Origin of the sequence: Halomonas sp. MCCC 1A11062, assembly GCF_021404355.1 — a bacterium.
Taxonomy (GTDB): Bacteria; Pseudomonadota; Gammaproteobacteria; order Pseudomonadales; family Halomonadaceae; genus Halomonas; species Halomonas aerodenitrificans.
The window spans coordinates 15549-40244 of the sequence record NZ_JABFTW010000032.1 but is presented as its reverse complement, the minus strand read 5'-3'; the positions used below and the strand labels follow the sequence as shown (position 1 = coordinate 40244).

The 24696-nt window shown below is 64.4% G+C and carries 28 protein-coding genes; 16 read left to right on the top strand and 12 right to left on the bottom strand.

Translation table 11 applies throughout. The annotated features are described in order from the left end of the window. Nucleotides 1–277 precede the first annotated feature (277 nt). Nucleotides 278–1228 carry a YegS/Rv2252/BmrU family lipid kinase gene (locus HOP58_RS21235; RefSeq protein ID WP_234261582.1) on the bottom strand — a complete coding sequence of 317 codons (951 nt, stop codon included), beginning with the start codon at nt 1226–1228 and terminating at the stop codon, nt 278–280. 389 nt (nt 1229–1617) lie between these two features. On the opposite strand from HOP58_RS21235, the gene HOP58_RS21230 reads away from it, so the two are divergent. Together HOP58_RS21230 and HOP58_RS21225 are read left to right on the top strand one after the other, a co-directional pair. Next, entirely contained in the window at nt 1618–2784 is a 1167-nt protein-coding gene (locus tag HOP58_RS21230) for a zinc-binding dehydrogenase (RefSeq protein ID WP_234261586.1), read from the top strand. After that, nucleotides 2781–3827: a proline racemase family protein gene (locus tag HOP58_RS21225; RefSeq protein ID WP_234261581.1), complete on the top strand. Its 1047-nt coding sequence runs from the start codon at nt 2781–2783 to the stop codon at nt 3825–3827. The genes HOP58_RS21230 and HOP58_RS21225 overlap by 4 nt, the downstream gene beginning before the upstream one ends. Here HOP58_RS21225 and HOP58_RS21220 read toward each other — a convergent pair. From HOP58_RS21220 to HOP58_RS21210, 3 genes are read right to left on the bottom strand one after another with little or no spacing between them, the layout of a single operon-like run. After that, nucleotides 3818–4822 carry an ion transporter gene (locus HOP58_RS21220; RefSeq protein WP_234261580.1) on the bottom strand — a complete coding sequence of 335 codons (1005 nt, stop codon included), beginning with the start codon at nt 4820–4822 and terminating at the stop codon, nt 3818–3820. The two genes, HOP58_RS21225 and HOP58_RS21220, sit on opposite strands and share 10 nt — an antisense overlap. Nucleotides 4823–4872: 50 nt before the next feature. After that, entirely contained in the window at nt 4873–5286 is a 414-nt protein-coding gene (gene arfB / locus HOP58_RS21215; protein WP_010626713.1) for an alternative ribosome rescue aminoacyl-tRNA hydrolase ArfB, read from the bottom strand. A 42-nt stretch (nt 5287–5328) separates the two neighbouring features. After that, nucleotides 5329–6222 carry a LysR family transcriptional regulator gene (locus HOP58_RS21210; RefSeq protein ID WP_234254305.1) on the bottom strand — a complete coding sequence of 298 codons (894 nt, stop codon included), beginning with the start codon at nt 6220–6222 and terminating at the stop codon, nt 5329–5331. Between the two features lie 158 nt (nt 6223–6380). On the opposite strand from HOP58_RS21210, the gene blaOXA reads away from it, so the two are divergent. Next, entirely contained in the window at nt 6381–7169 is a 789-nt protein-coding gene (gene blaOXA, locus HOP58_RS21205) for a class D beta-lactamase (protein ID WP_267963547.1), read from the top strand. Between the two features lie 51 nt (nt 7170–7220). On the opposite strand, the gene HOP58_RS21200 is transcribed toward blaOXA, so the two are convergent. Beyond that, nucleotides 7221–7988, bottom strand: coding sequence for a DUF1499 domain-containing protein (locus tag HOP58_RS21200; protein WP_234261579.1), 768 nt, complete (start codon nt 7986–7988; stop codon nt 7221–7223). A gap of 194 nt (nt 7989–8182) precedes the next feature. Here HOP58_RS21200 and HOP58_RS21195 point away from each other — a divergent pair, with 194 nt between their 5' ends. The 11 genes from HOP58_RS21195 to HOP58_RS21145 all read left to right on the top strand — a co-directional run bounded on the left by HOP58_RS21195 (nt 8183) and on the right by HOP58_RS21145 (nt 16303). Beyond that, entirely contained in the window at nt 8183–9772 is a 1590-nt protein-coding gene (locus HOP58_RS21195) for a BCCT family transporter (protein WP_234254307.1), read from the top strand. Nucleotides 9773–9844: 72 nt separating this feature from the next. Beyond that, nucleotides 9845–10324, top strand: coding sequence for a DUF3618 domain-containing protein (locus HOP58_RS21190; RefSeq protein ID WP_234261578.1), 480 nt, complete (start codon nt 9845–9847; stop codon nt 10322–10324). A gap of 5 nt (nt 10325–10329) precedes the next feature. Continuing rightward, the gene (locus HOP58_RS21185) at nt 10330–10704 is read left to right on the top strand and encodes a copper resistance CopC family protein (protein ID WP_158409639.1); all 375 of its coding nucleotides are present in this window, start codon (nt 10330–10332) and stop codon (nt 10702–10704) included. A 150-nt stretch (nt 10705–10854) separates the two neighbouring features. After that, on the top strand, nt 10855–11739 hold the full coding sequence (locus HOP58_RS21180) for a PRC-barrel domain-containing protein (protein WP_234261577.1): 885 nt from the start codon (nt 10855–10857) through the stop codon (nt 11737–11739). A gap of 203 nt (nt 11740–11942) precedes the next feature. After that, on the top strand, nt 11943–12524 hold the full coding sequence (locus HOP58_RS21175) for a PRC-barrel domain-containing protein (protein WP_234261576.1): 582 nt from the start codon (nt 11943–11945) through the stop codon (nt 12522–12524). A 139-nt stretch (nt 12525–12663) separates the two neighbouring features. Beyond that, a complete protein-coding gene (locus HOP58_RS21170) occupies nt 12664–13956 on the top strand; it encodes a M20/M25/M40 family metallo-hydrolase (RefSeq protein ID WP_234261575.1) in 1293 nt (430 codons plus the stop codon). An 84-nt stretch (nt 13957–14040) separates the two neighbouring features. After that, nucleotides 14041–14442: a copper resistance CopC family protein gene (locus HOP58_RS21165; protein WP_234261573.1), complete on the top strand. Its 402-nt coding sequence runs from the start codon at nt 14041–14043 to the stop codon at nt 14440–14442. 3 nt (nt 14443–14445) lie between these two features. Further along, nucleotides 14446–15330 (top strand): CopD family protein, encoded by an 885-nt coding sequence (locus tag HOP58_RS23300; protein WP_234261570.1) that lies wholly within the window; start codon nt 14446–14448, stop codon nt 15328–15330. Nucleotides 15331–15442: 112 nt separating this feature from the next. Beyond that, entirely contained in the window at nt 15443–15664 is a 222-nt protein-coding gene (locus HOP58_RS21155; protein WP_010626725.1) for a hypothetical protein, read from the top strand. A 3-nt stretch (nt 15665–15667) separates the two neighbouring features. Next, a complete protein-coding gene (locus HOP58_RS21150; protein WP_010626726.1) occupies nt 15668–15940 on the top strand; it encodes a type II toxin-antitoxin system RelE/ParE family toxin in 273 nt (90 codons plus the stop codon). 3 nt (nt 15941–15943) lie between these two features. Next, nucleotides 15944–16303 carry a hypothetical protein gene (locus tag HOP58_RS21145; RefSeq protein ID WP_234261568.1) on the top strand — a complete coding sequence of 120 codons (360 nt, stop codon included), beginning with the start codon at nt 15944–15946 and terminating at the stop codon, nt 16301–16303. Between the two features lie 10 nt (nt 16304–16313). Here HOP58_RS21145 and HOP58_RS21140 read toward each other — a convergent pair whose 3' ends face one another. After that, the gene (locus HOP58_RS21140) at nt 16314–16526 is read right to left on the bottom strand and encodes a DUF3820 family protein (RefSeq protein ID WP_234261567.1); all 213 of its coding nucleotides are present in this window, start codon (nt 16524–16526) and stop codon (nt 16314–16316) included. Nucleotides 16527–16696: 170 nt separating this feature from the next. Between HOP58_RS21140 and HOP58_RS21135 the strand changes: the two genes are divergently transcribed. Together HOP58_RS21135 and HOP58_RS21130 are read left to right on the top strand one after the other, a co-directional pair. Further along, nucleotides 16697–17722 (top strand): SDR family oxidoreductase, encoded by a 1026-nt coding sequence (locus HOP58_RS21135; protein WP_276574772.1) that lies wholly within the window; start codon nt 16697–16699, stop codon nt 17720–17722. A gap of 195 nt (nt 17723–17917) precedes the next feature. Then, nucleotides 17918–19075 carry a DUF1835 domain-containing protein gene (locus tag HOP58_RS21130; RefSeq protein ID WP_234261565.1) on the top strand — a complete coding sequence of 386 codons (1158 nt, stop codon included), beginning with the start codon at nt 17918–17920 and terminating at the stop codon, nt 19073–19075. Here the strand turns inward: HOP58_RS21130 and bfr are convergent. The 6 genes from bfr to nikA form a co-directional block, all read right to left on the bottom strand. After that, nucleotides 19054–19521, bottom strand: coding sequence for a bacterioferritin (gene bfr, locus HOP58_RS21125; RefSeq protein WP_010626731.1), 468 nt, complete (start codon nt 19519–19521; stop codon nt 19054–19056). The two genes, HOP58_RS21130 and bfr, sit on opposite strands and share 22 nt — an antisense overlap. Before the next feature lie 86 nt (nt 19522–19607). Continuing rightward, a complete protein-coding gene (nikE, locus tag HOP58_RS21120; protein ID WP_234261564.1) occupies nt 19608–20423 on the bottom strand; it encodes a nickel import ATP-binding protein NikE in 816 nt (271 codons plus the stop codon). Continuing rightward, nucleotides 20420–21235, bottom strand: a complete 816-nt coding sequence (locus HOP58_RS21115) for a nickel import ATP-binding protein NikD (RefSeq protein ID WP_346657491.1) — start codon at nt 21233–21235, stop codon at nt 20420–20422. Before HOP58_RS21115 ends, nikE begins: the two co-directional genes overlap by 4 nt. Beyond that, the gene (gene nikC, locus HOP58_RS21110; RefSeq protein ID WP_234261561.1) at nt 21232–22080 is read right to left on the bottom strand and encodes a nickel ABC transporter permease subunit NikC; all 849 of its coding nucleotides are present in this window, start codon (nt 22078–22080) and stop codon (nt 21232–21234) included. The genes HOP58_RS21115 and nikC overlap by 4 nt, the downstream gene beginning before the upstream one ends. Beyond that, nucleotides 22080–23024, bottom strand: coding sequence for a nickel ABC transporter permease subunit NikB (gene nikB / locus HOP58_RS21105; RefSeq protein ID WP_234261559.1), 945 nt, complete (start codon nt 23022–23024; stop codon nt 22080–22082). The genes nikC and nikB overlap by 1 nt, the downstream gene beginning before the upstream one ends. A gap of 3 nt (nt 23025–23027) precedes the next feature. After that, nucleotides 23028–24617 carry a nickel ABC transporter substrate-binding protein gene (nikA, locus tag HOP58_RS21100; protein WP_234261557.1) on the bottom strand — a complete coding sequence of 530 codons (1590 nt, stop codon included), beginning with the start codon at nt 24615–24617 and terminating at the stop codon, nt 23028–23030. Nucleotides 24618–24696: the final 79 nt, after the last annotated feature.

Sequence of the window (24696 nt, the reverse complement as noted above, 5' to 3'; positions counted from 1 at the left end):
TAGGCATCAGGGGGCATAATCTAAGTCCCAGGCTGTAGCGCCTCAGGCTCTGCGGATGCTCACCCTGATGCCAAGGCCTGCTGGTAGCTAATCAACAAGCCCGGAGAGACACAAGGCTCTGCACGAAAACTGTCTGCGCTCGCCCATACGGCGTTAAAAATCGGCTCAAAGCACTCATTTACACCCCGTAAACTCCGTCTTTTCGCCGATTTTTGCCTTGTCTGGCCATCGCTCGCCGACTTTTCGTACAAAGCCTAGCGAGCTACGCCGGCCTGCGTCAGAACGACTTGGGGCTCGGGCGTGCCATGGGTGAGGCATCGTTGGGTGTGTAATGAACGGCGGGGGCGGCTTCCGGTCGGCCCGAGACCAGGCGGTTGCCCATCACCTTGAGGACACCGGGGCGCGTGAAGGCCGAAATGTTGGCCATGCGCCCCAAATTTTCGCCATCGGCCGTGACCGTGTGGTCATGGCGTAGCTGAATATGGCACTGGGGAGATTGGAAATAGACCACGGTTTCATTCGAGCGGGGCGTCTGTCTCAGCAGCTTGGTGGCAAGGAAAGCCAGCAGCACGCGCAGCCATGAGTGGTGCCGAACCGCCACTACGTTCAGCATGCCATCGTCGATACTGGCCTCGGCTATCTCATGCCCGCCGCCGAAATAGGCACCCGAGGCAATGGCAATGGTGAGCCACGGCCCCTCGACGGTGCGATCGTCGCACTCGATGCGGCCATGGATGCCGCGCTGCATGCCGAGTCGCTGCGCCAGCGTCAGCAGGTAGCTGAACCGGCCCAGGTGGCGCTTCTGCTCCTGGGAGGCCGTGCGGGAAGGCAGCGTGCCAAGGCCGATGTGCGCGACATTGAGGAAGGCCGTGCCGTTGAGCCAGGCGACATCGACCTCCAGGCTCTGCTGCGAGGCCATCAGCCTGCACAGCTCCAGCGGGTCGTCAGGCAACCCCAGGTTGCGGGCGAAATCGTTGGCCGTACCGGAGGGCAGCACGCCCAGAGTGGCCTCTCGTTCGATGCAAACCGGTACTACTCGGTTTACCGAGCCATCGCCTCCGGCCACCAGCACGCGGTCGCCGGGGGCCACCTCCTGCTCCCACTCGGTTTCGCTGAGCCCGCGGACGTGCAGTTCCTCGATACCCGCCGCCTGAAGATAGCCCCGCCAGTACGACTCGCCCTGGCGGCCATCGCCGGCGGCCTTGTTGACGATCAGCCAGTAGTTCATCGGTGTCTCCTTCACCTGAGGTCACTCCTTGAGCGTAAGGATAGCGAGCTATTGTTCCGCTCGCCTTAGCATAGGTGGAGTCGCTTGGGCCCGTTACCCAGGTGAAGAAAGAACCCCCACTCGGTACCGCTCAAAACAGAAAAAAATCCACGGGTTCAGCGGTATGCAGTGCGGGGCAGGGCATGATTCAATCTGCCCCATATCGACACGCCGAACAGGCTGCCCCACCTCATTCGTTTCCCCTGCTCGATGACACGCGGTCGGCGCTTCATGCGCTGGCTGTTCGGCATGTCATTGCCTTGAATCGGGAAAACCGAGGGGTGGCGGGTAGACGCCCGGCTGTCGAGACCGAACGCTCTCATCACGCTGACAGGAGGACCCTCGTGCCCATGGAGAACCGCTCGACCATTCCAGCCACCATGCACGCCATGGTCCTGACCGGCCACGGCGATATCGACAAGCTGGTGTATCGCAGTGACGTCGCCACGCCGCGTCCCGGGCCGGGGGCGGTGCTGGTGCAGGTCACCGCCACGGCCAAGAACAACACCGACCGCAAGGCCCGGGAAGGGCTCTACCCGACCAAGGACAAGGGCGAGGTGACCTCCTTCGCCATGGGCGGCGAGCCGACCCTGACCTTCCCACGTATCCAGGGCGCCGACGTGGCCGGCCGCGTGGTGGCGGTGGGCGAGGGTGTCGATGCCTCGCGCATCGGCGAGCGCGGCCTGCTCGACTTCAATCTCTATGCCGACGAGCGTCGCGACATCAACCTGACGCCGGACTACTACGGCCACGGCGCCGACGGCGGCTACGCCGAGTACATCGCCGTGCCGTCGGATCAGTTCCATCACGTGCCAAACCCGGAACTCGCCGACGCCGAGCTGGCGGCCATGGGCATGTGCTCCTACCAGACCGGCTACCACATGATGACCTCGGCTCGTGTCGCGGCAGGGGAGCGGGTGCTGGTCAGCGGGGCCAGCGGCGGCGTGGGTGCCGCGCTGATCCAGATGTGCCGCATCGTCGGCGCGATTCCCTATGCCGTGAGTCAGCCCGACAAGGCCGAGGCGCTCCTGGCGCTGGGCGCCGAGGCGGTGATCGACCGCGGCGATCTCTCCACCTTCGTCGAGCGCGTGCTCGAGGCCACCGGCGGGGCGCCCATCGACGCGGTGATGGACCTGGTCGGCGGCGAGATGACCGATCTGTTCATCGACACCATGATCGGCGACATGAAGGCGCGCACCACCTACCCGCGGCTCTCCATCGCCGGGGCCAGCGGCGGCAACCTCAGCGAGATCATGTGGACGCGGATCTACCTCTACCAGGTGCAGATCTTCGGCGTCTCCCACGGTACCCGCGAGGAGGCCGAGCAGTTGGTCGAGTGGATTCGCACGGGTGAGCTCAAGCCGGTGCTGCACGCTGCCTTCAAGCTCTCCGAGCTGCATGAGGCGGAGCGCTACTTCGTCAACCGCGGCAGCAACTACCTGGGCAAGATCGTTGTCGTGCCCGACGCCCAGTGGGCCGAGCATGGCGCTCCCTTTGCGCTCGAGGAAAAGGCATGAGCCACGAACTGACCCTGCAACTGCTCGACACCCATGCCGGCGGCGACGTCAGCCGGATCGTGATCGGCGGCATCGATCCGCTGCCCGGCGACACCGTGCGCCAGCAGATGGAGTACCTGGAGAACGATGCCGACGGCCTGCGCAAGCTGCTGCTCGGTGAGCCCTACGGCATCCCCGAGATGTCGGTGGACCTGATCGTGCCCGCCTGCGACCCGCGGGCGCAAATGGGCTACATCATCATGGAGGTGATGGGCTACCCCATCTATTCCGGCTCCAACACTATCTGTACCGCCACGGCGCTGCTCGAAACCGGGCTGATTCCCAAGCGCGAGGGCATCCAGCACTTCACGCTGGAGTCCCCCGCCGGGCTGGTGCAGATCGAGGCGCGGGTCGAGAACGGCGTGGTGGAGGCGATCACCTGCGGCGGTTTGCCGAGTTACATCGACACCCACCGGGCCACCATCCACGTGCCCGAGGTGGGCGACGTGACCTACAGCATCGCCTACAGCGGAGGCTTCTACGCTCTGGTGGATGCAGCCGAACTCGGCTTCTCGCTCAAGCGGGAGGAAGAGCGGGCGCTGGCCGAATGCGCCCACCGCATCGTCGAGGCGATCCAGGCGCGCAGCGGCTTCTCCCACTACACCCTGGGCGACGTCGGTCCATTGCCGTTTCTGCACTTCATGGGGCCGGTGGAGCAGATCGCCGACGACTTCTACCGCTCGCGCTCGGCGACCTACGTGCATCCCGGGGTGATCTGTCGCAGCACCACCGGTACCGGCACATCGGCGCGGCTGGCGCTGATGCATCACGAGGGCACCATCAAGCCCGGCGACCGGCTGGAAACCGTCTCGCTGCGCGAGACCGGCTTCATCGGCCAGTTCGTCGAAGCGCGTGAGGCCGGTGGCGGTCACCAAGTGGTGGAGAACACCATCACCGGCAAGAGCTACGTGCTGGCGCGCTCGGAGATCGTGGTCAACTGCGATGACCCGATGGTGGATTGCGGTGGGGTGCACCATATCCTGGCCAGCCGGCATCAGTCGTAGCGGCGTCGCCACTGTTTCACGGCGATCTGCTCCTTGACCAGTTCGAGCATGTCGACGAGCACCTGTTCGGTCACCCGATCGGTGTGCTCGTCGACCTGCAGCCAGGTGTCGAAGCCGCTGTCAGCCATGCGTTCCACCAAGGCGGTGAACTCCGGCGAGCGCAGCCCTTCCATGGCCTCATGCACCAGACGACAGGCCAGATCGCTCATGCTCGCCTCCATGCTGCGGGCGACGAGATCGCCCATCGGCAGGCGTCGCAGGCGCCTCACTTCCTGACTCTCCGCCACCGTACGGCTCACCAGCGAGCTGACGTAGCGCATCGTATCGTCGCGGTTGCGCGCGTAGGCGTTGCCGGTCATCTCTTCCAGTCTGCGTGTGAGCTCGTGAATCAGCTGTTGCTTGCGCGGCATCACCACCTGGTCGACGACCCGCGTGGAGAGCGAATCGTTGGAGCGGATCTGCTCCTGCATGTTGCCCAGTAGGCGGATCGCCACGCGGTCGGAGAGCTCCTCGAAGAAGATTTCGTAGTACTTGGTGTAAACGGCGTAGAGCCGCCAGCGGCGCACGTCGATCAACCCCAGTCGGTGCAGACGGGCCAGCAGCGAGATCACGCGCAGGATGCGCAACAGGCGGAAGCCGCCCACCGGGATGCAGCCCAGCACGTCGTACCAGTGCACGAACGGGTAGAAGAACCAACGGTGGTAGCGTCGCTCGGCAATGGCCACCGCCCAGCCAAGCAGCACGTCGAGCACGAAGATGGCGACGAAGATCAGATCGATCTCGACGAAATTCTCGTGGATATGCCGGTCGTAGGCGCCGTGCAGCCCCGGGGCGACGGCGGCAAAGGCAGCGTTGAGCGGGCTGAGCAGGAACAGCGCATCGAACAGCAGCAACGCCAGGTTGACCACCACCAGCACGATGATCAGCAGGTCCCAGATCAGGTGCAGGCGCTCCAGCCCGGGGCTCAGCGGGCGCGAGACTCTTCTCGACGGCATGGTGGCTCCTTGCACGGCGTTTAGGCTAAAGGTTAGCAGCCATTTGTTCCCTAGAGTTTCGGCTTGCCGCGCAGCGCCTTGGTCTGCCCCTTCTTCGTCTTCTTGTCCATGCGCTTCTGCTTCGAGGCGCGGCTCGGCTTGGTCGGTTTGCGCGCCTTGCGCGTCTTCACCGCTTCCTGGATCAGCGCCTTGAGCCGCTCCAGGGCGTCTTCGCGGTTCTGCTCGAAGGTGCGAAAGCTCTGCGCCTTGATTACCACCACGCCCTCCTTGGTGATACGGCTGTCGGAGAGCGCCAGCAGCCGCTCCTTGTAGAAGGGCGGCAGGCTGGAAGCAGGAATGTCGAAGCGCAGATGCACTGCGGAGGCCACCTTGTTGACGTTCTGGCCGCCTGCGCCTTGGGCGCGTATCTGGCTGAGCTCGATCTCGTGGTCGGCCAGTTCCACGCTATTGGAGAGTCGCAGCATGTCGGCTTCCTGCGGTGATTGGTGGGGGAGCTGCAACGTAGGCTAGACCTCGCTGCCGTAGGCCAAGCGTACCTCTTCGAACAGCCAGTTGGCGAAATTCGCCATGGCCGCGCTGGGCTTGCGTGACTTGAGGCGCGTCAGCCAATAGCTGCCTAGCGCGGCATGAATGTCGAAGGGCTGCACGACCTGGTTGCTGCTCAGCTGGCGGGCAAACATGCGCGGTGGCGCGAGGGCCACCCCCACCCCCTGTACGGCGGCTTCCATCATGGCCAGCGACGAGTCGAAGGTGATGCCACAGGGTCGCGCGGGCGGGCGGGAGATGCCCGCGGCGGCGAACCAGTGGCTCCATTCGCTCTCGCGATAAGAGCGCAGCAGGGTCTGGCGGAACAGGTCCGACGGCGCCCTGAGCGCTTCCGCCAGGCGCGGCGTACATAAAGCAGAGTGGGGGGCATCGAAGAGCCGCTGAGCCTCGAGCCCGTGCCAGGCCCCATCGCCGAAGCGAATGGCATAGTCCAGTCCTTCACTGGTCATGTCCACCCGATTGTTATGGGTCGAGATTCGAACTTCGATCAGCGGGTGCCGGGCCTGGAAGCGCGCCAGGCGTGGCAGCAGCCAGCCCACCGCAAAGGTACCTACCGCACCGACATGGAGAATATCGCGTACCCTGCCGCCTTCGAGCCGCTCCAGCATGTCCGCCATGCGGTCGAAGGACTCCCGCATCACCGGCAGCAGGGCTTCGCCCTCGGCGGTGATCATCAATCCCCGCGGCAAGCGCTTGAAGAGTGCCACTCCCAGGCGTTCTTCTAATAGCTTGACCTGATGACTCACGGCTGCCTGGGTCACGTTCAGTTCGTCGGCGGCGTGGGTGAAGCTCAGATGGCGTGCCGCCGCCTCGAAGGCGCGCAGGGCGTTGAGCGGCAGGTAAGGTCTCGTCATATGCCCAAGCTCAGTTTATGGCTCGTGCAAGATATCATGGTTTGAACCTCTCGCCAGCCGACCGCTACTCTGCGTTGCGACGCGTCGACTTCCCCAAGAGAACCCTACGACAAGCGGACGGAACCATGATCAGCAAGAAAAAAGCCCTCAAAACATTCATGGCGGGCGCGCTAGCTTTTGCGCTGGTGCCGGCCGGCGCGCTGGCCGATGCCTGGCAGGAGCGCAGCGACTGGAGCGAGATATTCCGTGCCAACGAAGCCAGCGGCACCCTGTTGGTGGTCGACAAGCGCGACGGTAGCACCACGACGCTGGTACACGACGGCGAGCGGGCCAGGGAGCGTTTCGTGCCGGCTTCCACGTTCAAGATTCCCCACACTCTGTTCGCTCTGGATGTCGGCGCGGCGGAGGATGAGTTCCAGGTCTTTGCCTGGGACGGCGTCGAGCGCAGCATTCCCCAGTGGAATGCCGATCAGGACCTGCGTTCGGGCATGCGTAGCTCAGTAGTATGGCTCTACCAGCAGTTCGCCCGCGAAATAGGCGAGGAGCGTGAACGCCACTATCTGGAAGCCGTCGACTATGGCAATGCCGAGATCGGTGACGATCTGGAGAACTTCTGGCTCAATGGAGGCATGCTGGAAATTTCCGCCGCGGAGCAGATCGAATTCCTCGAGCGTCTCTACCGGAACGAGCTGCCCTTTGATGAGGCCGACCAGCGTCTGGTCAAGGATCTGATGATCACCGCTGCCGGCAGCGACTGGATAGTGCGCGGCAAGACTGGCTGGAGCGGCCAGCTCGGCTGGTGGGTAGGCTGGGTGGAGCGCCCCAACGGCCCGGTGTTCTTCGCTCTCAACATGGAAACTCCCAATCGCATGGCCGACCTGCCCAAGCGCCAGGGTATCGTCGACGAGGCGTTACGCACCATCGAGGCACTGCCACCAGCGAACTGATCGCGCTTGCCCAAGGGCCGCTCCGCGCTCGTTGCGGGGCGGCTTTCGAACTCAGTCGAGGCGGCGCTCGACGGCCTCGAAGTAGGCGCGGATGCGTGCCGCATTGGCGCCTACGTCGCTACGTCCCAGGCGGGAGGCCGAGCGAACGTCGAGGCGCACGCCGTCGTCGTCTTCGCTGAGGCGGATGACGATATCGTCTGTGAAGCCGAACCAGGTGGTGGTATCGGTGGCTTCGATGCGGGTCAGGGAGTTGTGCGCCAACTGCCAGCCCATGTCCAGCGCTGCGGCTTCGGCGACGTCCCGTGCCAAATTGAGCGGTGCGTCGAGGATCATCGGCTGGATGTCGGGGTAGGCCTCACGCTGCTGGCGGGCCACCGACTCGCCCGGGTACTCCACGGCGTTGGGGGCGGCCTCGCGGGCTGCCGCCAAGGTTTCGAAGGCGGGTGGGTTCTCGGTATCGGTGGTGATGTCGTGTATCGGCGGGGCCGTCTGGGCACGCTGCCAGTGCTGCCAGGGTACGGCAAGCATGGCGGCGGTGGCGACCACTACCATTCCGCCGATCAGCGCCGGCTGCAGGCGCCGGCAGAAGGTCGCCGCGATCAGTGTCAGCAGCCCCAGGGTTGCGGCGCCAGCGGATAGATAGACGCCACGGCGCAGCATGTCGAAGGCGCTGCCCAGGGGCAGCAGCTCCAGGCGATAGGCCGGCCCGGCGCCGGCCAGCAGCAGGGCGGCCAGCAGCAGCACCAGCAGACTGAACCAGGCAAGGCGGGGCAACCATCGGCCGCCGCGCGGGCGGCGTCGAGATTTCAGGTCGGACATGACGATGCTCGACTAGCCAGGAATCGATGCCTTCAGCATATCCTCTCGGGCCGGGAGTTGCCGTAAGTCGGTTTGCATTTCGCAACCTCCCTGCCGCTCACGGCTGCTATCGTTTGCTTAAGGTTCATGCCAAAGCAGCGCATGGAAGCCACGTATTTGGCGCGTGCAAGCGCGCTTCGCAGGAGGCAAGGGATATGCCGACTCGCTCCGATTCCGACCGCTACGGAAGTTCCAAGCGTCACAACTTGCTCGGCGTGCCCGTACATCGCGCCGTTTTCCTCACCTCTGCCACGCTCATCCTGACCCTGGTGGCCTTCGGGGTCGCCATGCCAGAACGTCTCGAGGCCGGTGCCGGGGCGGTACAGGACGCCATCTCCGAAAATCTCGGCTGGTTCTACCTGCTGGCGATGAACGCCTTTCTGATCCTGGCGCTCTATCTGATTTTCAGCCGCTACGGCAACGTCAGGCTCGGCGGCGAGGACGAACGCCCCGAGTTCTCCACCTGGGGCTGGTTCTCGATGCTGTTCGCCGCCGGTACCGGGGTGGGCCTGCTGTTCTACGGCGTGGCCGAGCCGGTCACCTTCTTCGCCGACCCACCCTTCGGCGAGGCCGAAACCGAGCAGGCGGCGAGCGACGCGCTGGTGCACAGCTATTTCCACTGGGGACTGCATGGCTGGTCGATGTACGGTCTGGTGGGTTTGTCGCTGTGCTACTTCTGCTTCAATCGAGGCCTGCCGTTGACCATTCGCTCGGCGTTCATGCCGTTGCTGGGCAGCAAGCGCGTGGAAGGTCCGATCGGCAACGGTATCGATGCCATGGCCGCTACCGGTACGCTGATCGGCGTGGCCGTGTCGCTGGGCCTGGGCGTGCGCCAGATCAACACCGGGCTGGGGCACGCCTATGGCATACCCGACAACATCGGCGTGCAAATCGCACTGATCGCCGGCATCACCACGGTAGCGCTGTTATCGGTGCTCTCCGGCCTGGCCAAGGGCATTCAGCAGCTGTCGAAGCTGGCGATGCTCATCGGCGCCGCCCTGGTGGTCTATGTGCTGTTGTTCGGCCCCACCCAGTTCATTCTCAACTCGATGCTGCAGAGCTTTGGCAACTACATCAACGAGATTCCCAGTCGGGGCACCTTCACCGAGGCCTTCAATCCGCCCGATGCCGAGAGCTGGCAGAACGAGTGGACCCTGTTCTACTTCGCCTGGTGGATCTCCTGGTCGCCCTTCGTCGGCCTGTTCATCGCCCGCGTTTCGCGTGGTCGCACTTTGCGCCAGTATTTGCTCGGCGTGCTGCTGGTGCCCACGCTCACCTCGGTGCTGTGGCTCACGGTGATGGGCGGCTCGGCGCTCTATCGCGAGCTGTTCGAGGCGGCCGGGCTGGTCGACATCGTCGAGGACGAGCCCGAGCTGGCGTTCTTCCTGTTCCTCGACCACTTCCAACTGCCCGAGTGGGTCGTCACCACCAGCATGACCCTGATGATTGCCACGGTGGCGATCTTCTTCATCACCTCGTCGGATTCCGGCTCCCTGATCATCGACATCATCACCTCCGGCGGCGACCCCCACCCACCCAGGACAACAAGGGTGTTCTGGGCCATCCTGGAAGGTGTGGTGGCAGCCGTTCTGCTCACCGCAGGCGGGCTGGAGGCGCTGCAGGCGGTGGCGACCATCTCGGGGCTGCCTTTCGTGGTGATCCTGCTGCTAATGTGTGCCGGGCTCTACCTGGGGTTGCGACGCAACGAGAACGGCAAGGATGGGCAGGCATCGAGCTCGACTTGACGCCTGCTCGCTTCGGAGCCAGCTTGAAGGACAAGGGAAGACAGTGAAACGGTGACGCCAAGGAGGCATGCCATGAGCCGTTATCATCGACACCGGGCCGACGAACTGGAAGAGGAGATTCGTCGCTCCCGCGCTCATCTGGACGACACTCTGCACGAGCTGGAGAGTCGTTTATCTCCGCCTCGCATCAAGCGCAGCGTCAAGCGCCACCTGCCTCGCAGTGATGGGGCCGGCGCGGGCTTTCTGCGCAACCTGGAGCATTCGATACGCGAGAACCCGCTGCCGGTGCTGGTCACCGGTGTCGGTCTCGGGTGGTTGGTCGTCTCTCAGCTTCGCTCCGGTTCACGCGGGCAGCGTTGGGCCGATTCGTCGGTGGCAGACGGCACGAGGATCCCGGCGCGCCAGGAAGCGCCTCAGCGTATGGTGGCCACGCACCTGGGGACTCAGCAGGGGCGCAGTGCCATCTCTACGCATCGGCCCGAGGTGGTCGGCGTGGCCACGCATCTCGGCACCGGGCAGGGCTGGAGCGGCTATGTGTACCCGCAGACATGAGAGGCTTGGCCTATTGCGTCGGAAGTATCAGGCGCATCGGGAGTTTTATCGCTATTGCCACCCTGCTCGGCGGAGCCCCGCCGCTCTGGGCGCAGGCCGAGATGGTGGAGACGTTTCCCGAAGATGGCGCAAGGCTCGAGCGGGCGCCCGAGGAACTGACGATACGGCTCGACGAGCCGCTGCGCTTGACGCTGTTTGCAGTATCCGGGCCCGAGGGCATGGTCGAACTCGGCGACACCACCCAGGATACCTTGGCTGAGCGTCACCGGGCCGTGCCAGCGGGCCGTATGGTGCCGGGTGAGTATCGCATCGTCTGGCGCGGCACCGCAGCGAGCGGCACGGTCTCGGCAGGCGGATACCGGTTCGAACTCAAGGAATGAGCCCGGTGTTCGAATGCGCTTGCCGAGAGAATTTGCCCGAAGCGTACGCAAGTTGCCGAATCCCAACGTTTCGTTGCGCTGCGTTTCTGGAGCCATGGAGAACTCGTTGCATATCTTGACGGTGTGGGGGCCTACCAAGGAGGACGTACGATGAAAAGGACATTACTGGCAATTGCCATCGGCGCCATTTCTGCCGGATTGGCCGGCGGTACCCTGGCGCAGGAAAACGACATCGAGCTCGATGACAACGGCAACGTGGGCGAGGAGCAGGCCGCCGAGCCCCAAAATGCACAGAACGAGAACGCTCAGGACGATAATGGCGCCGAGACGGATGTCACGGCGGATGATGGCGATCTGCCTGAAGAAGGTGACGACGCCGAGGACTACGAGGAGCTGTACGACGACGCACCCGCCGATGCCGAGGCAGCGGATGACGACCAGGAAGCCAACGGTGACGATGACGCCAATGGCACTGACGATGCCAACGGCGATGCAGCCGCTACCGAGGACGACGACCTGGAGCTGGATGTAAGTGACGACGAAACCCAGGCCGATCCCGGTGACCAGGCCACGACCGACGAGCCCGACACGGCGCAGGATGAACAGGCGACCGAAGACGGGGATGCGGCGCAGGCCGGTCAGGCCGCTCAGCAGGATCCGGAAGCGGGCTTCGAAGAGATGGGGCCGGGCGAAGTCGAGTTGGATCCGTCCATCGCGTCTTTGCAGGCGAGTGAGGTAGAAGGCATGACCGTGATCAACATGGAGGGCGAGACCCTGGGTCAGGTCGAAAACGTGTTGCGTCACGACGATGCCGGCGATCTTCACGCCGTCCTCTCGGTGGGTGGCTTCTGGATCTTCGGCGGTTCCGACGTCGCCCTGCCGCTGGCCGACATGCGCCTCGAAGGCGAGCAACTGGTGCTGCAGGACATCATCGGCCAGGACGAGCTCGACGACCTTGCCACCGACTATGACGAGGATCGCTACAGCGAAGTGGATGGAGACATGACCCTGGCGGAAGCCATGGAGCAGCGCTAGCACTGCAGCCGCTGTGACGTGCAGAAAAAAGCAAGGCCATCAAGGCCTTGCCTCTCTTTGTGTAGAGTATCCGCCTACCAGGCCGAGCGAAACGAAGCGGCTACGCGCAGTTACCAAATTTTTCTGAAGATTTTTGTGGGTTGGCTGGCGTAGCGTCTATGTTCAGGAGGTGGTTACCTGTGTCGACTCTAGGAGGGAGTGTTATGAAAAGGACATTACTGGCAATTGCTATCGGTGCCATTTCAGCAGGTCTGGCAGGTGGCGCCCTGGCCCAGGACAACGCCGAGGACGACAACGGCTTGAACGGCGACGCCGCGGTGGGAGAAGAGCAGACCACCATGGATCCCCAGAACGATGACGCCCTGATGGACGAGCCGGACGAGATGGACACCGGCGACGATCTCGACACGGCTCAAGGCGACGACCTCGATCCCATGGGGGCCGACGATCAACTGGACGACGCCTTGCGCGACATGCAGGTCAGCGAGATCGAAGGCATGACCGTGGTGAACCAGGAGGATGAGGAGCTCGGTGACGTTCAGAGTGTGGTTCGCGACAACGACACCGGCGATCTGCATGTAGTCATCACCGTGGGCGGTCTGTGGGGCATGGGCGGTAGCGACATTACCCTGCCGCTGGCGGAAATGGAGCTCCAGGACGACCAGCTCGTCACCCGTCAGCCCTACGGCGAGGACGAACTCGAGGAGTCCGCTCAAGAGTACGATGAAGAGCGCTACAGCGAAGTGGAAGGCGACATGACCTTGGGCGACGCCTGGGGTCAGTGAGTCGGCACAGCCAGCGCTCCAACGGGTACCGTCTGGCGTTACGACTCGAAGAAGGCAAGGCTTGGCAGCCTTGCCTTTTTATTTGCGCTGCTTTTGGCAGACTACCCTGAAGAGATCCTTCTATCGGAAATGAGACGAGATGAGCGAAATCAAAAAGCCTTGGGCCGAGCCCATGCCGGAAGCGCAGTTCGACTTGATGCGGCGCATCCTGGATGCGCCAAGCCCCGTGGGGCTGGAAGCCGCCATGACCTACGGCGTGCTCGAGCCTCACTTCGAGAGCTTTGCACCCAAGAGCTGGCACCTGCACCAGTTCAAGGGCCATGCCGGGGTAGTGTGGGATACCCACCCGGGCCGCGACGAGCTGTTCAAGGTGATGATCGTCGGCCACGCCGACAAGATCCGCATGCAGGTGCGCAGCATCGGCGACGACGGCAAGGTCTGGATCAACACCGACTCCTTCCTGCCCAACGTGTTGATCGGCCACGAGGTAAAGCTGTTCAGCGAGGATCCGGAGCAACCCGGGCACTACCGCATCATCCAGGGTGGCACCGTGGAGGCGCTGGGCGCCATCCACTTCTCCGACCCGGCTCAGCGTGAGGGACGCAAGGGCATCAAGAAAGAGCAGATCTATCTGGATCTGCAGATCCACGGCGAGAACAAGAAACAGCAGGTGCTCAATCTCGGCGTGAGGCCCGGCGACTCGATCATCTTCGACCGCCCCATTCGTCACGGCTTCAGCCCCGACACCTTCTACGGCGCATACCTGGACAACGGCCTGGGCTGCTTCGTCACCGCCGAGGTCGCGCGGCTGATAGCCGAGGCCGGCGGGACGGAGAAGGTACGTGTCATGTTCGCCATCGCCAGCTATGAAGAGATTGGCCGCTTCGGCAGCCGGGTACTGGCCGGCGAGCTGGAGCCCGACGTGATCATAGGGGTCGACGTCAATCACGATTACGTGGCCGCCCCCGGCATCGGCGATCGGCGCATGCAGCCGCTGGAGATGGGCAAGGGCTTCACTATGGCGGTGGGAGCGATTGCCAGCGAACAGCTCAATCGCATCATCGAAACCACTGCCCGGGAGCACGGCATTCCCATGCAGCGCGATATCGTCGGTGCCGATACCGGCACTGACGGTATGGCCGGCGTGCTGGCCGCCATCGACTGTGCCGCCACCTCCATCGGCTTCCCCATTCGCAACATGCACACCATCTCCGAGACCGGCAATACCCAGGATGTACTGGCGGCTATCCACGTGCTGAGCTGCACTCTGCAAGCGCTGGACGCACTGCCGGACCCGCATCGTGAATTCCTCGACAACCACCCGCGGCTCGATCAAGCTCAGCGACTGACGCACCAGGGCTCGGCGAAGCCCGAGGGAAATGAAGGCGACAAGCGCCAGGGTCGAGGCCACCAACAGAAGCACCCGTCCTGATGGGGCGTCGGCATTCTGGAAGCCGCCAGCCCATCTCGGAGGCGTTCCACGATTGGGCATTCCATCATCGCAAAGGAGAAATACATGAAGCGTGTCGTGACCCTTTCCCTGCCGTTCGGCCAGTCCCGGCGTAACGCCAAGCGATTGGCGCTTGCCGCCGGATGTACCCTGATGCTGGTGAGCCCGCTGCTGTGGGCGCATGCACATATCACCGCGACCGAGCCCGAGGCCGGGGCGATCCTGGAGCAGGCGCCGGAGCGACTGGAGCTACGCTTCGACTCGCCCATCCGCATCACCCAGTTCGAGGTCACGGGACCTGAAGGGACGGTGGAGCTTGGCGAAGACCCACTCGGTCCGCTGGCGGAAACCCATGGTGCAGTGCCTGCCGAAACCCTGGCGCCCGGTGATTACGAGGTCGTCTGGCGCGGCATCGCCGAGGATGGCCATACCATGTCGGGCGGCTATCGCTTCGCGATTCAGGAGTAAACGGTGGCATCGATCGGCCTGGACCCTTGGACGGCCGGCCGAGTGCTGGCGTTGGCGGGCTTCTATGCTTCTGCACTGCTGGCGATGGGTGGGCTGCTGTTCCGCGCTGCCTTTCCCGACCAGCCGCCCCGTGATGCCGCCGTACTTGACCGCTGCACCTGTGTGGCCGCTGGCTGCGGCATCGTCATGCTGCTGCTACTGTGGCTGCTTCAGGCCGCCTACCTGGGGGGCGGTAACTGGGCATCGGCCTTCAACCCTGTGCTGCTGGGTATCGTCGGCGAGAGCGCTCAGGGCGAGCGGCTGCGCCTGGCCCTGGTAGGGCTGTTACTGTTGCCCGTTGCGCTCTGGCAAGGGGCGCCCCGTATCGTCCGCTACGCTGTCGGGGCGCTCGGCGTCGTGCTGATCCTGCTGGCCTTTTCCCGCGTTGGCCACACTCGCGGCTCGCCTTGGCAGAGCGTGCTGCTGATGCTGCACCTGGGTCTTGCCTCCTTCTGGGCTGCGGCGCTGCCGCCCCTTTACCGCGTGGCCGGCAGCGTTTCGTCGGGCGCATCGGCGGAGCAGTTGCAGCGCTTCGGGCGCTTCGGCCTGTTGCTGGTGCCGCTGTTGCTACTCGCTGGCGGCAGTCTGGCCATGTGGCTGATGGGTGGCAGGCCGGGGGCGCTGCTTGACACGGCTTACGGTCAGCTGCTCTCGGTCAAGCTGACGCTGGTGATGGGGCTGCTGCTGCTGGGAGCGGCCAACCGCTGGTGGCTGGTGCCCGCCGTGGCGCGCGGCAAGCCCGAGGCGCCGCTCCAACTGAGGTGCAGCATTGCCGTGGAAGCCTGCCTGATGGTCATGATCGTGCTGGTGGCCGCCGTGCTGCTGACGACCAGCTCGCCGGTGCGCTGAACGTGTGGCTCTCTCATGAAGGGCTCTCTCATGAAGAGATCATCTGTGGTAAAATGCCACAAATGATGCTTTTTGCCTCGCTTAGTTGAGGTTACCAAGGGAGAGCTCGACGATGAGTACTTCAAGCGTTCGTCTGGATCATGAGCTGGTCGAAAAGGCCAGTATCATGGCCAAAGCGATGAATCGCTCCACGCCCAAGCAGATCGAGCACTGGGCCAAGATCGGCGAAATGATGGAAGACAATCCCGATCTGCCTTACGAATTCGTGCGCCAGGCCATCATTGCCAAGGCCGAGCGCGAAGCCGGCAAGCTCGAACCCTACGAGTTCGACTAAGCAATGCAGGTTCTTCAGACGCCTACCTTTACCAAGGCGGTCAAGAAGCTTCATGCCAACCAGAAACGCGATCTCGACAAGACCGTGCGTACTCTGATCGAGAACCCGCTGATCGGTGAACTGAAAAGAGGCGATCTGAGTTTTCTGCGCGTTTACAAATTCAAGATGGCCAAGCAACTGACACTACTTGGCTACCATTACGATGGCGACTCGATCGTGCTGACCCTGATGGCACTGGGTACCCACGAAAATTTTTATCGCGACATCAAGCGCTGACAGATGGCTTCCTCAACCGACGCTCAGTTACTCGCCGCCCAGGTCCGCCGTTTGCTTGAAGCGGCACCGGCGGCCACGCTGCCGATGACCTACCAGCGGCTCGCCGAAGCCCTGGGGCTTTCCCCGCCGAGGACCATCCAGCGTGTGGCCCAGGCCCTCGAAACACTGATGCGTGAAGATGCCGAGTGCGGTCGACCCTTCATTGCCGCGCTGGTGGTCAGCCGGCGCGATGGCCTGCCGGCACAGGGTTTCTTCGAACTGGCCGTAGCCTTGGGGCGCTTGCCTGCGGAGCCGGCCCGACATATCGAAGCCTATCGTGAAGAGTACCGGCGAGCCCTTGCCGAGCGCCCACCCGCACCATGACGAAAGCTGCTCACGAACGGCGCAGCGGGTCGAGCAGGGCGCCCAGCCCGTTGTGGTCGATCTCGTGCATCAAGTGCAGCAATTCCCCGATCTCGCCGGGCGGAAAGCCCTCGCGAGCGAACCAGTTGAGGTAGGGCCCCGGCAGGTCGGCGATCAGCCGGCCTTCGTACTTGCCGAATGGCATCTTCCGGGTAACCAGCTTTTCCAGGTCTTCTGGCTGCACGTCTCTCTCCTGTCGTTGCGCTGCGGCGTATCCCACCAGCAAAGCCGCTGCGGGGCAAGCGAGGAGTTTGCTGAACGCAACATACGCTTACCGGACTGGCATTGTATTGCCGTGGAGTCGGGCTAGCTTCATTAGGGAGTCAGCCACCCACCCAGGGAAGGGAGAGTCGCATGTCATCCGACCATCCTCACGACCCCGCACGTCGCAAGTTCGTCGGCGGCCTGGCCACCGGTATGGCCGCTGCCGTTGCCGGCCCCGCTTTCGCTCAACAGAACGGCGGCAATCAGGCCTCGGCCCAGGGCAGCCCCGAAGAGAGCCCCCTCACACAGATGCAGGACCCGCGGGAGCAGTACCCCCAGCCGCCGTTTCCCGAACAGCCCCAGGAGTGGCCGGGCCTGGCCGGCGAAATGGAGCCAAGACCCGATCACGGCGAAGAGAGCTACCACGGCAGCGGCAGATTGGCAGGCCGCAAAGCGCTGATCACCGGCGGCGACTCCGGCATCGGCAGGGCCGCGGCCATCGCCTATGCCCGCGAAGGCGCCGATGTGGCCATCAACTACCTGGAAGTGGAGGAGCCCGACGCCCGCGAGGTGATCGAGCTGATCGAAGCGGAAGGGCGGACCGCCGTGGCCATACCCGGCGACATTCGCGACGAGGCGTTCTGCCGTGAGCTGGTGGAAACCGCGGTGGAACGACTCGGTGGGCTCGACATCCTGGTCAACAACGCCGCCCGGCAGCAGTGGGCGGAGTCGATCATGGACGTCAGCACCGAGATCTTCGACGACACCATGAAGACCAACCTCTACGCGATGTTCTGGATCACCAAGTCGGCCCTGCCACACATGGAGGAAGGGGCTTCGATCATCAACGTCGCCTCCATGGTGGCCGAAGATCCCCCTGAGATCCTGCTCGAGTACAACATGACCAAGGCGGCGATCGTCAACTTCACCAAGACGCTCTCCAAGCAGGTCGCCGATCAGGGCGTTCGCGTCAATACGATCTCGCCTGGGCCGTTCTGGACCCCGCTGCAGCCCAGCGGTGGCCAACCCCAGGAAGTGGTTGCCACCTTTGGCGAGGACTCCCTGATGGGCCGCCCGGGGCAACCGGTAGAAATCGCCGGGGTATTCGTCCTGCTCGCCTCGCAGGAGTCCAGCTTCGCTACCGGTCAAAATTACAGCGCCACGGGTGGCGCATGACGAGCTAACGAAAGAGAAAAGCCCCGCCATGCGGGGCCATGACCGGGTTGACACCCGCACCCAGCCGCGCGAGGCTAAGGGGTAACGCCGCAAGGCGTCCCCGTCCGCGGAAAGGGCTGCGCCCAACGCTTAAGATTGCCGATACCATACGACTCCCGGCCTGTCCGGCGGACACAGGCGCATGGAGGGAATCGTATGTCTTTTCTGTCCCGGCCAGACGCCACGTCGCACGGCCGCTTCAATCTCGAACAGCAGCGCAAGCGTGCCAAGGAACTGCTCAAGGCTGCCCGGACCGACGAGCCGGCTGCGCTGGCGCGTATTCTGCAATACATCCCGCCGCGTGAAGCGCCGCTGCAGCTCGCCGATACCCAGTTCGTCGTCGCCCGCGAATGTGGTTTTCCCAGCTGGCCGAAGCTCAAGGCACATATCGAGGCGCTCGACTTTTCTCGGCGCAGGCTAGCCGAGCGCGGCGACCGCGACATGGCCACGCTGCACATTCGCTGCGGCACGGATATCGAGCACAGTCTGCGCACCGCTGGCTTCGGGGGCGATTTCCTCGAGTTTTCCGATCCGTTCTGCATCGGCCCGCTGCGCGACCTGCCGCCAGAAGACCTCATGACGCTGCGTGCACGCTACCTGGCAGAAATCTCCGGCATGACCGAGCGCGATGCCCTGGCCCGGCTGCGCAAGAGTTACGCCGCGCTGGACGAACTCGAGCGCTATGAGCGCCTGGTGCTGTGGTTCGAACACGATAGCTACGACCAACTGATTCTGGCCTACCTGCTTCACCGATTGAACGCGAAGCCGCCCAAGGCACGGGTCGAGCTGGTGGCGGTAGAGTCGGTGCCCGGTGTGGAACGCTTCATCGGTATCGGCCAGCTCGCTCCGGACCTGCTGGCCTGGCTGTGGCAGCAGCGCCGCCCCGTGGAGGCGCCGCTGCTGGCGCTGGGTGCTCAGGCGTGGCAAGCGTTGACCGCAAACGGCCCCGAGCCGCTGAAAGCGCTCGTTGCCAGCGGTACGCCGGCACTGCCGATGATGGGCCACGCGCTGGCCCGTCACCTGCAGGAACTACCCGCCGCGGATACCGGGCTCGGCCTGACCGCACGACTGACGCTCGAGATCGTGCGCGACCACGGCCCGCTGCCGGTGGGAAAGACGTTCTCCTACCTCATGCGCGAGTACGAGCCGCTACCCTATCTGGGCGACCTGATGTTCTGGTGGCTGCTACAGCCGCTCATCGCTGAGCCCGAGCCGCTTCTCGACATCAGTGAGAACCAGTGGGAATGGCCCCACCGCCAGCTCGAGCTGACCGAGCGGGGGCGGGCCGTGCTTCACATCTGCGAGAGCAGGTAGTTCGGCTTGCCCAGCATCTTGATCAGTCGCAGCTGTTGCTCCAACCAGTAGGCGTGATCCTCTTCGGTATCGGCCAGGAGCCCCAGCAGCACGTTGCGGGTCTGGAAGTCGCGCTCCCGCTCGCACAGGGCCATGGCTTCCTTCAGGGCGTCGCCCACCTCGTATTCGAGCTGGAGATCGTTGGCGAGCATCTCCTCCACGTCCTGCCCGATACGTACCGGGGTGCGGGTATGCATGTCGGGCTTGCCTTCCAGGAACAGGATGCGTTCGATCAACTGCTTGGCATGGCCTTTTTCATCGTCGAACTCGTGGGCGATACGCTCGTAGAGTTTGGTGAGGCCCCAGTCGGCATACATCTCGGAGTGGATGAAGTACTGGTCCATGGCGGCGAGTTCCGCCGCCAGCAGGCCGTTCAGGGCATCGATGATCTCTTGACTGCCTTTCATGCGTGTCCTTCCCCTGGTGCGAGTCGTGCGAATGCAACCATCCTAGGGAGAATGATTGGATTGGTCAATTTTTCCTTGAAATTCAGTTATTTGATATTGCTTTCGTGTGCGATTCGCATTTGTCTTGGCAACGCCGGAAGCACGGCATCCTGGAGGGCGCGCCCCTCATGGGTGGTGAGCCGCAGCGGCCGGGTAACCGGGGTGTTCTCGACGATGCGCCCCGCCTCCATCACCACTACCCGCGAGCAGAATCGCTCTACCAGCCGCAGGTCGTGGGTGATGAAGAGATAGGCCACCTCGTGTTCTCGCTGCAACTGCTCGAACAGCGACAGCATGCGGATCTGCAGGTGCAGGTCGAGGTTGGAGACCGCCTCGTCGAGGATGATCAGTTTCGGCCGTGGTGCCAGGGCGCGGGCGATGCACACCCGCTGCAGCTGACCGCCGCTCATCTGCTGGGGGTACTTGTCGGCATCCCCGGCGTCGAGACCCACCGCTTCCAGCAGTTCGACCACCCGGTCCCGGCGCGCCGTGCCCTTGAGTTCGCACAGGTGTTCCAAGGGCTCACCGATGATCTCTGCCACCCTGGCGCGTGGATTGACCGCGCCGAGCGGGTCCTGGAAGACCATCTGCACCGAGCGTCGCAGCGCCTGCCATTGCGTCTTGGCCAGGTTCTGAAGAGGGCGACCCTCGAAGCGCACCTCTCCCGATGTAGGCGTCTCCAGCCCCACCAGTAGGCGGCTCAGGGTGCTCTTGCCGCAGCCACTGCGCCCCAGCAGGGCGAGGGTCTCGCCGGGGGCGATGTCGAGATCGACGCTCTCCAGTACCGGCGTCACCCGGCCCGCACCCACCAGCGAGAAGCGGCGATAGCCGTGATGTACGCCGCGCGCGGCCAACAGGCTCATTGGGTCACCTCGAGCGTCGTGGGGTGGGGGCTGTCAGCGCTGGTGAGCCCATAGAGGGCCAGATGGGCCGCCACCAGCTCGCGGGTGGTGGCGTGAGCGGGACGATGGAAAATCGTCTGTACCGGCCCGGTCTCGACGATGCGGCCCGCTTCCATTACCGCCACACGATCCGCCAGCCGCGCCACCACGCCCATGTCGTGGGTGACCAGCAGAATACCCAAGCCGCGCTCGTGCTTGAGCCGTTCCAGCAGTTCGAGGATCTCGCGCTGAACGATCAGGTCGAGATCGGTGGTGGGCTCGTCGGCGAACAGGAAGGGCGCTTCGCTTGCCAGCGCCAGGGCGATCATCATCCGCTGCAGCATGCCGCCGCTCATCTCGAAGGGGTGCAGCCCGAGCACGCGCTGGGCGTCCTCGAGCCCGGCCTCCTGCATGGCCTTGGCGATGCGCTTCTCCCAGGCCGAGCGGGGTACGCCCAACGCCTTGAAGGTCTCGCGGGCGTGGTCGCGCATGCTGCGCACCGGATTGAAGGCGCTGCGCGGGTTCTGCAGGATGCTCGCCACCAGTCGCCCGCGCAGCTCGGGGAAGTGCAAGGCTTCGCCGCCAAGGCTCACCCGGCCGTCGGTCTGCACGGTGCCGGGAGGCAGCACGCCCAGGCTGGCCGCGCAGGTCAGCGACTTGCCCGAGCCGCTGGCGCCCACCAGGGCCAGCACCTCACCAGGCGCGAGGCTCAGCGAGACGCCGTCCACCAGCGTCAGCATGCGCCCGTGGCGGTGGGTCTCCACGCGCATGGCGTCGATTCTCAGCGCACTCAATGTCCGAGCTCCAGTTGCAGGTGGGGATCGAGACGGTCGCGCACCGCATCCCCCAGCAGGTTGAATGCCATCACGCTCAGCAGCAGGGCCAGTCCAGGCCAGAACAGCAGCAGCGGCTCGGTCCAGACGTACTGGCGCGCGTCGGAGAGCATCACGCCCCATTCGGGCGTCGGTGCGGCCACGCCCAGGCCGAGGAAGGAGAGCCCCGAGACGTGCAGCATGATGTGGCCGACGTCGAGACTCGCCAGCACCAGCAGCGGCGAGAGAATCGCCGGCAGCAGGTGGCGGGTGAACAGCCGCAAGCGGCTGACCCCGGCCAGCCGTGCGGCGTGGATGAAGTCGCGGTGCTTGAGCGAGAGCACGATGCTGCGCACGATGCGCGCGTACCAGGCCCAGTGGGAGAGGGCAATGGCGACGATCACGTTGACCAGGCCGGTGCCGAGCATCCCGATCAGAAACAGCGCCAGCACCAGGGTGGGAAAGGTGAGGAAGATGTCGGTCAGGCGCATGATGACCTGATCGGTGCGGCCGCCGAGAAAGCCCGCGGTGCCGCCTATCGTGATGCCGAGCAGCAGCATCAGCGACATGGTCACCGCCACTGAGCCCAAAGACACGCCGGCCCCGGCGATCAGCCGCGAAAGGATGTCGCGCCCCAGGTGATCGGTGCCCAGCCAGTGGCTCAGCGAAGGGCTCTGCAGGCGATTCACCAAGTCCACGGCGTTGGGATCGTGGGGAGTAAGCCAGGGCCCCAGCGTGGCGGCGAGTATCAGCACCACCAGCATCAGCATGGCCCCGCGCACCGGCCAGCCGGCGTCCTGCCAGAAATCGCTCACGCTGCGCAGCATCACTCCACCCCCTCGGCGGAGAGCCGAATGCGTGGGTCCGCCCAGGCGTAGACGATGTCGACGATCAGGTTGCACAGCACGAAGATCGTCACCATCAGCAGGGTGAAGCACTGGATCACCGGGTAGTCGCGGTTGAAGATTGCCGACACCGCGTAGCGCCCTACCCCGGGCCAGCCGAAGATGGTCTCGATGATCAGGGTACCGCCGATCAGTTCGCCGATGTGCATGCCGGTGGCGGTGATGATCGGCAGCAAGGCGTTGCGTAGCACGTGGGAGCGCTCCACACGGCGCTCCGGCAGCCCGCGCAGCCGGGCGTAGGTGACGTGGCGCTGACGGGCCACCTCCAGCATGCTGGCGCGCAGCAGCCGGGCGTTAATGGAGAGCGACATCAGCGAGATGGCAATGGCCGGCATCACCAGGTGGGCCCAGCTACCGCGGCCCATCGGCGGCAGCCAGCCGAGCTGCACCGAGAACAGCAGCACCAGCAGGAAGCCGAGCCAGAAATTGGGCATCGACACGCCGACGAAGGCGAGCGTGCGCACGGCCTGGTCGGGCAACTTGTTGCGGTGGCGCGCCGCCCACATGCCCAGCGGAATCGAGATGCCCAGGGTCAGCACCAGGGCGATCCCGGCCAGTTGCAAGGTGGCCGGCAAGTAGTGAAGAAGGTCCGGCAGCACCGGGCGCTGGGTGGCGTAGGAGACACCGAAGTCCAGGCGCAGCGCACCGCCCAGCCAATCCAGGTACTGCATCATCAGTGGCTGGTCGAGGCCCAGCAGGCGTCGGGTCTCCTCCAGTGCCTGGGGGGTAGGCGGTACCTGCGAAAGGCGCAGGTAGTCCATCGCCGGGTCGGAGGGGCCCAGGTGCAGCAGCAGGAAGATCAGCAGCGACGCTGCCAGCAGCATCGGCGGTAACAGTAGCAGTCGTCGCAGGATAAAGGCTGCCATGGCCTAGCGCGCCTCGGGCTGGAGTTGGTCGAAGGGCACTTCGCTTGCCATGGCGCCGAACGGTATCGGCCCCAGCTCCGGCCGCGCCACCCCGATGGCGGTGATGTAGGTGAGCGGCAGGTAGATCGCCTCGTCGTGCAGCCGGGTCAGAATCCACTCGTAGCGCTCCTGGCGTTGCGCCTCGTCGGTGGTCAGCAGCACCTCACCAATGCGCTCGTCCAGGGTCTCCTTGTCCGGCATGCCGAGCTGGGCCTGGTAGTCGGCGTGGGAAGGCGCGCGCATGCCGCTGACGAAGGCGTGCGGGTCGTAGGGGGCGCCCCAGGTCCGGTTGAAGATCATGCCGAAGCGGCCGTCGCGCTGGCGGGCGTAGACGCTGCTCTCCTCCTCGCCGATCAGGCGCACGCCGATGCCGACCCGGCCCAGGTCGGCCTGAATGACCTCGGACATGGACTTGGCCACGGCGTCATTGCCGACGAACACCAGTTCGATCATCAGCTCCTCGCCGTTGCGCTGGCGAATGCGACTGCCGGATGCCAGCTGCCAGCCCGCTTCTTCCAGCAGCTCGCTGGCCCGCTGCGGATCGAAGGCATAGGCCTCCAGGCCAATATCGGCGTAGGGCACGTTGGGCGAGAACAGGGTGTCGGCGCGTCGCTGGGTACCGTAGAGCACGCTGTCGATCAGGGTGTCCTTGTCCACGGCGTGGTTGATCGCCAGGCGCACGGCGCGATCGGCGGTGGGGCCGCGGTTGCTGTTCAGGGCCAGGGCGTTGGTGCGCATTGGCTCGGAAAGCTCGGCGGTATACATGCCCATGGCGCGGAAGCGCTCGAAGGTATCCGGCGAAATCGGCCCTTCGGCACCGTAGATCAGGTCGATCTCGCCGGTCTCGAAGGCGATGGCGCGGGTATTGGGATCGCCGATCACCTTGACGTCGATCTCGTCGAACGCCGGTGCGGCCCCCCAGTAACTCTCGTTGCGCACGAACAGGTCGCGCTCGCCCATCCGCGTGTCGCTCAGCACCCAGGGGCCGGTACCGATGGGAGCCTCGATGCCTTCCTTGGTGCCGCCTTCGACGAACTGAGAGGGCGCGATGAAGCGGAAAGGGCGCGGCAGGGCCAGCTCCTGCAGCAGCGGGTAATAGGGCTCGCCGAGCTGGAGTCGGAAGACATGCTCGCTCACCACCTCGGCCCCCTGAATCTGATTGGCCAGCTCCAGCCAGGCGTGGCGCTCGCGGTTGGCGAGTATTGCCTCGATGTTGGCCACTACCGCCGCGGCGTCGAAGGGTTCGCCGTTGGAGAAGCTCACGTCCTCGCGCAAATGGAACGTATAGGCGCGCCCATCTTCCGATACCTCCCAGGACTCCGCCAGCCAGGGCACCACCTGGCCGTCGGCCTGGTAGCGCACCAGCGGTTCAAAGACCATCGCCTGGGCGAACATCTGATTGGGGGAGTAGAGGTGGGGGTTGAGGGTGCCGACGTTGGAGGGCCAGGAGAAGTTGAGGCGTTCCTGAGCCACGCTGTGAAGAGGCGTGAAAGCGGCAGACAAGCCTAGGCTTGCCGCCAGCATCAGGGGCAGGGCGGCACGAAAGGGGCGCATGACGATCTCTCGGTATCGTGTAGGGTATGAATATTTATAGAAAACATCATACCTGCGCGCATTGTCAATTAGCTGCTCT

Excerpts from the sequence above, each read along its gene's own strand:
- HOP58_RS21210 (WP_234254305.1), bottom strand. The coding sequence starts at position 6,222 with ATGACGAGACCTTACCTGCCGCTCAACGCCCTGCGCGCCTTCGAGGCG.
- blaOXA (WP_267963547.1), top strand. The coding sequence starts at position 6,381 with ATGGCGGGCGCGCTAGCTTTTGCGCTGGTGCCGGCCGGCGCGCTGGCC.
- HOP58_RS21230 (WP_234261586.1), top strand. The coding sequence starts at position 1,618 with ATGGAGAACCGCTCGACCATTCCAGCCACCATGCACGCCATGGTCCTG.
- arfB (WP_010626713.1), bottom strand. The coding sequence starts at position 5,286 with ATGCTGCGACTCTCCAATAGCGTGGAACTGGCCGACCACGAGATCGAG.
- HOP58_RS21170 (WP_234261575.1), top strand. The coding sequence starts at position 12,664 with ATGAGCGAAATCAAAAAGCCTTGGGCCGAGCCCATGCCGGAAGCGCAG.
- HOP58_RS21155 (WP_010626725.1), top strand. The coding sequence starts at position 15,443 with ATGAGTACTTCAAGCGTTCGTCTGGATCATGAGCTGGTCGAAAAGGCC.
- HOP58_RS21135 (WP_276574772.1), top strand. The coding sequence starts at position 16,697 with ATGTCATCCGACCATCCTCACGACCCCGCACGTCGCAAGTTCGTCGGC.
- nikA (WP_234261557.1), bottom strand. The coding sequence starts at position 24,617 with ATGCGCCCCTTTCGTGCCGCCCTGCCCCTGATGCTGGCGGCAAGCCTA.
- HOP58_RS21220 (WP_234261580.1), bottom strand. The coding sequence starts at position 4,822 with ATGCCGTCGAGAAGAGTCTCGCGCCCGCTGAGCCCCGGGCTGGAGCGC.
- HOP58_RS21200 (WP_234261579.1), bottom strand. The coding sequence starts at position 7,988 with ATGTCCGACCTGAAATCTCGACGCCGCCCGCGCGGCGGCCGATGGTTG.
- bfr (WP_010626731.1), bottom strand. The coding sequence starts at position 19,521 with ATGAAAGGCAGTCAAGAGATCATCGATGCCCTGAACGGCCTGCTGGCG.
- nikE (WP_234261564.1), bottom strand. The coding sequence starts at position 20,423 with ATGAGCCTGTTGGCCGCGCGCGGCGTACATCACGGCTATCGCCGCTTC.
- HOP58_RS21235 (WP_234261582.1), bottom strand. The coding sequence starts at position 1,228 with ATGAACTACTGGCTGATCGTCAACAAGGCCGCCGGCGATGGCCGCCAG.
- HOP58_RS21165 (WP_234261573.1), top strand. The coding sequence starts at position 14,041 with ATGAAGCGTGTCGTGACCCTTTCCCTGCCGTTCGGCCAGTCCCGGCGT.
- HOP58_RS21150 (WP_010626726.1), top strand. The coding sequence starts at position 15,668 with ATGCAGGTTCTTCAGACGCCTACCTTTACCAAGGCGGTCAAGAAGCTT.
- nikB (WP_234261559.1), bottom strand. The coding sequence starts at position 23,024 with ATGGCAGCCTTTATCCTGCGACGACTGCTACTGTTACCGCCGATGCTG.
- nikC (WP_234261561.1), bottom strand. The coding sequence starts at position 22,080 with ATGCTGCGCAGCGTGAGCGATTTCTGGCAGGACGCCGGCTGGCCGGTG.
- HOP58_RS21145 (WP_234261568.1), top strand. The coding sequence starts at position 15,944 with ATGGCTTCCTCAACCGACGCTCAGTTACTCGCCGCCCAGGTCCGCCGT.
- HOP58_RS21195 (WP_234254307.1), top strand. The coding sequence starts at position 8,183 with ATGCCGACTCGCTCCGATTCCGACCGCTACGGAAGTTCCAAGCGTCAC.
- HOP58_RS21180 (WP_234261577.1), top strand. The coding sequence starts at position 10,855 with ATGAAAAGGACATTACTGGCAATTGCCATCGGCGCCATTTCTGCCGGA.
- HOP58_RS21175 (WP_234261576.1), top strand. The coding sequence starts at position 11,943 with ATGAAAAGGACATTACTGGCAATTGCTATCGGTGCCATTTCAGCAGGT.
- HOP58_RS21225 (WP_234261581.1), top strand. The coding sequence starts at position 2,781 with ATGAGCCACGAACTGACCCTGCAACTGCTCGACACCCATGCCGGCGGC.
- HOP58_RS21130 (WP_234261565.1), top strand. The coding sequence starts at position 17,918 with ATGTCTTTTCTGTCCCGGCCAGACGCCACGTCGCACGGCCGCTTCAAT.
- HOP58_RS21190 (WP_234261578.1), top strand. The coding sequence starts at position 9,845 with ATGAGCCGTTATCATCGACACCGGGCCGACGAACTGGAAGAGGAGATT.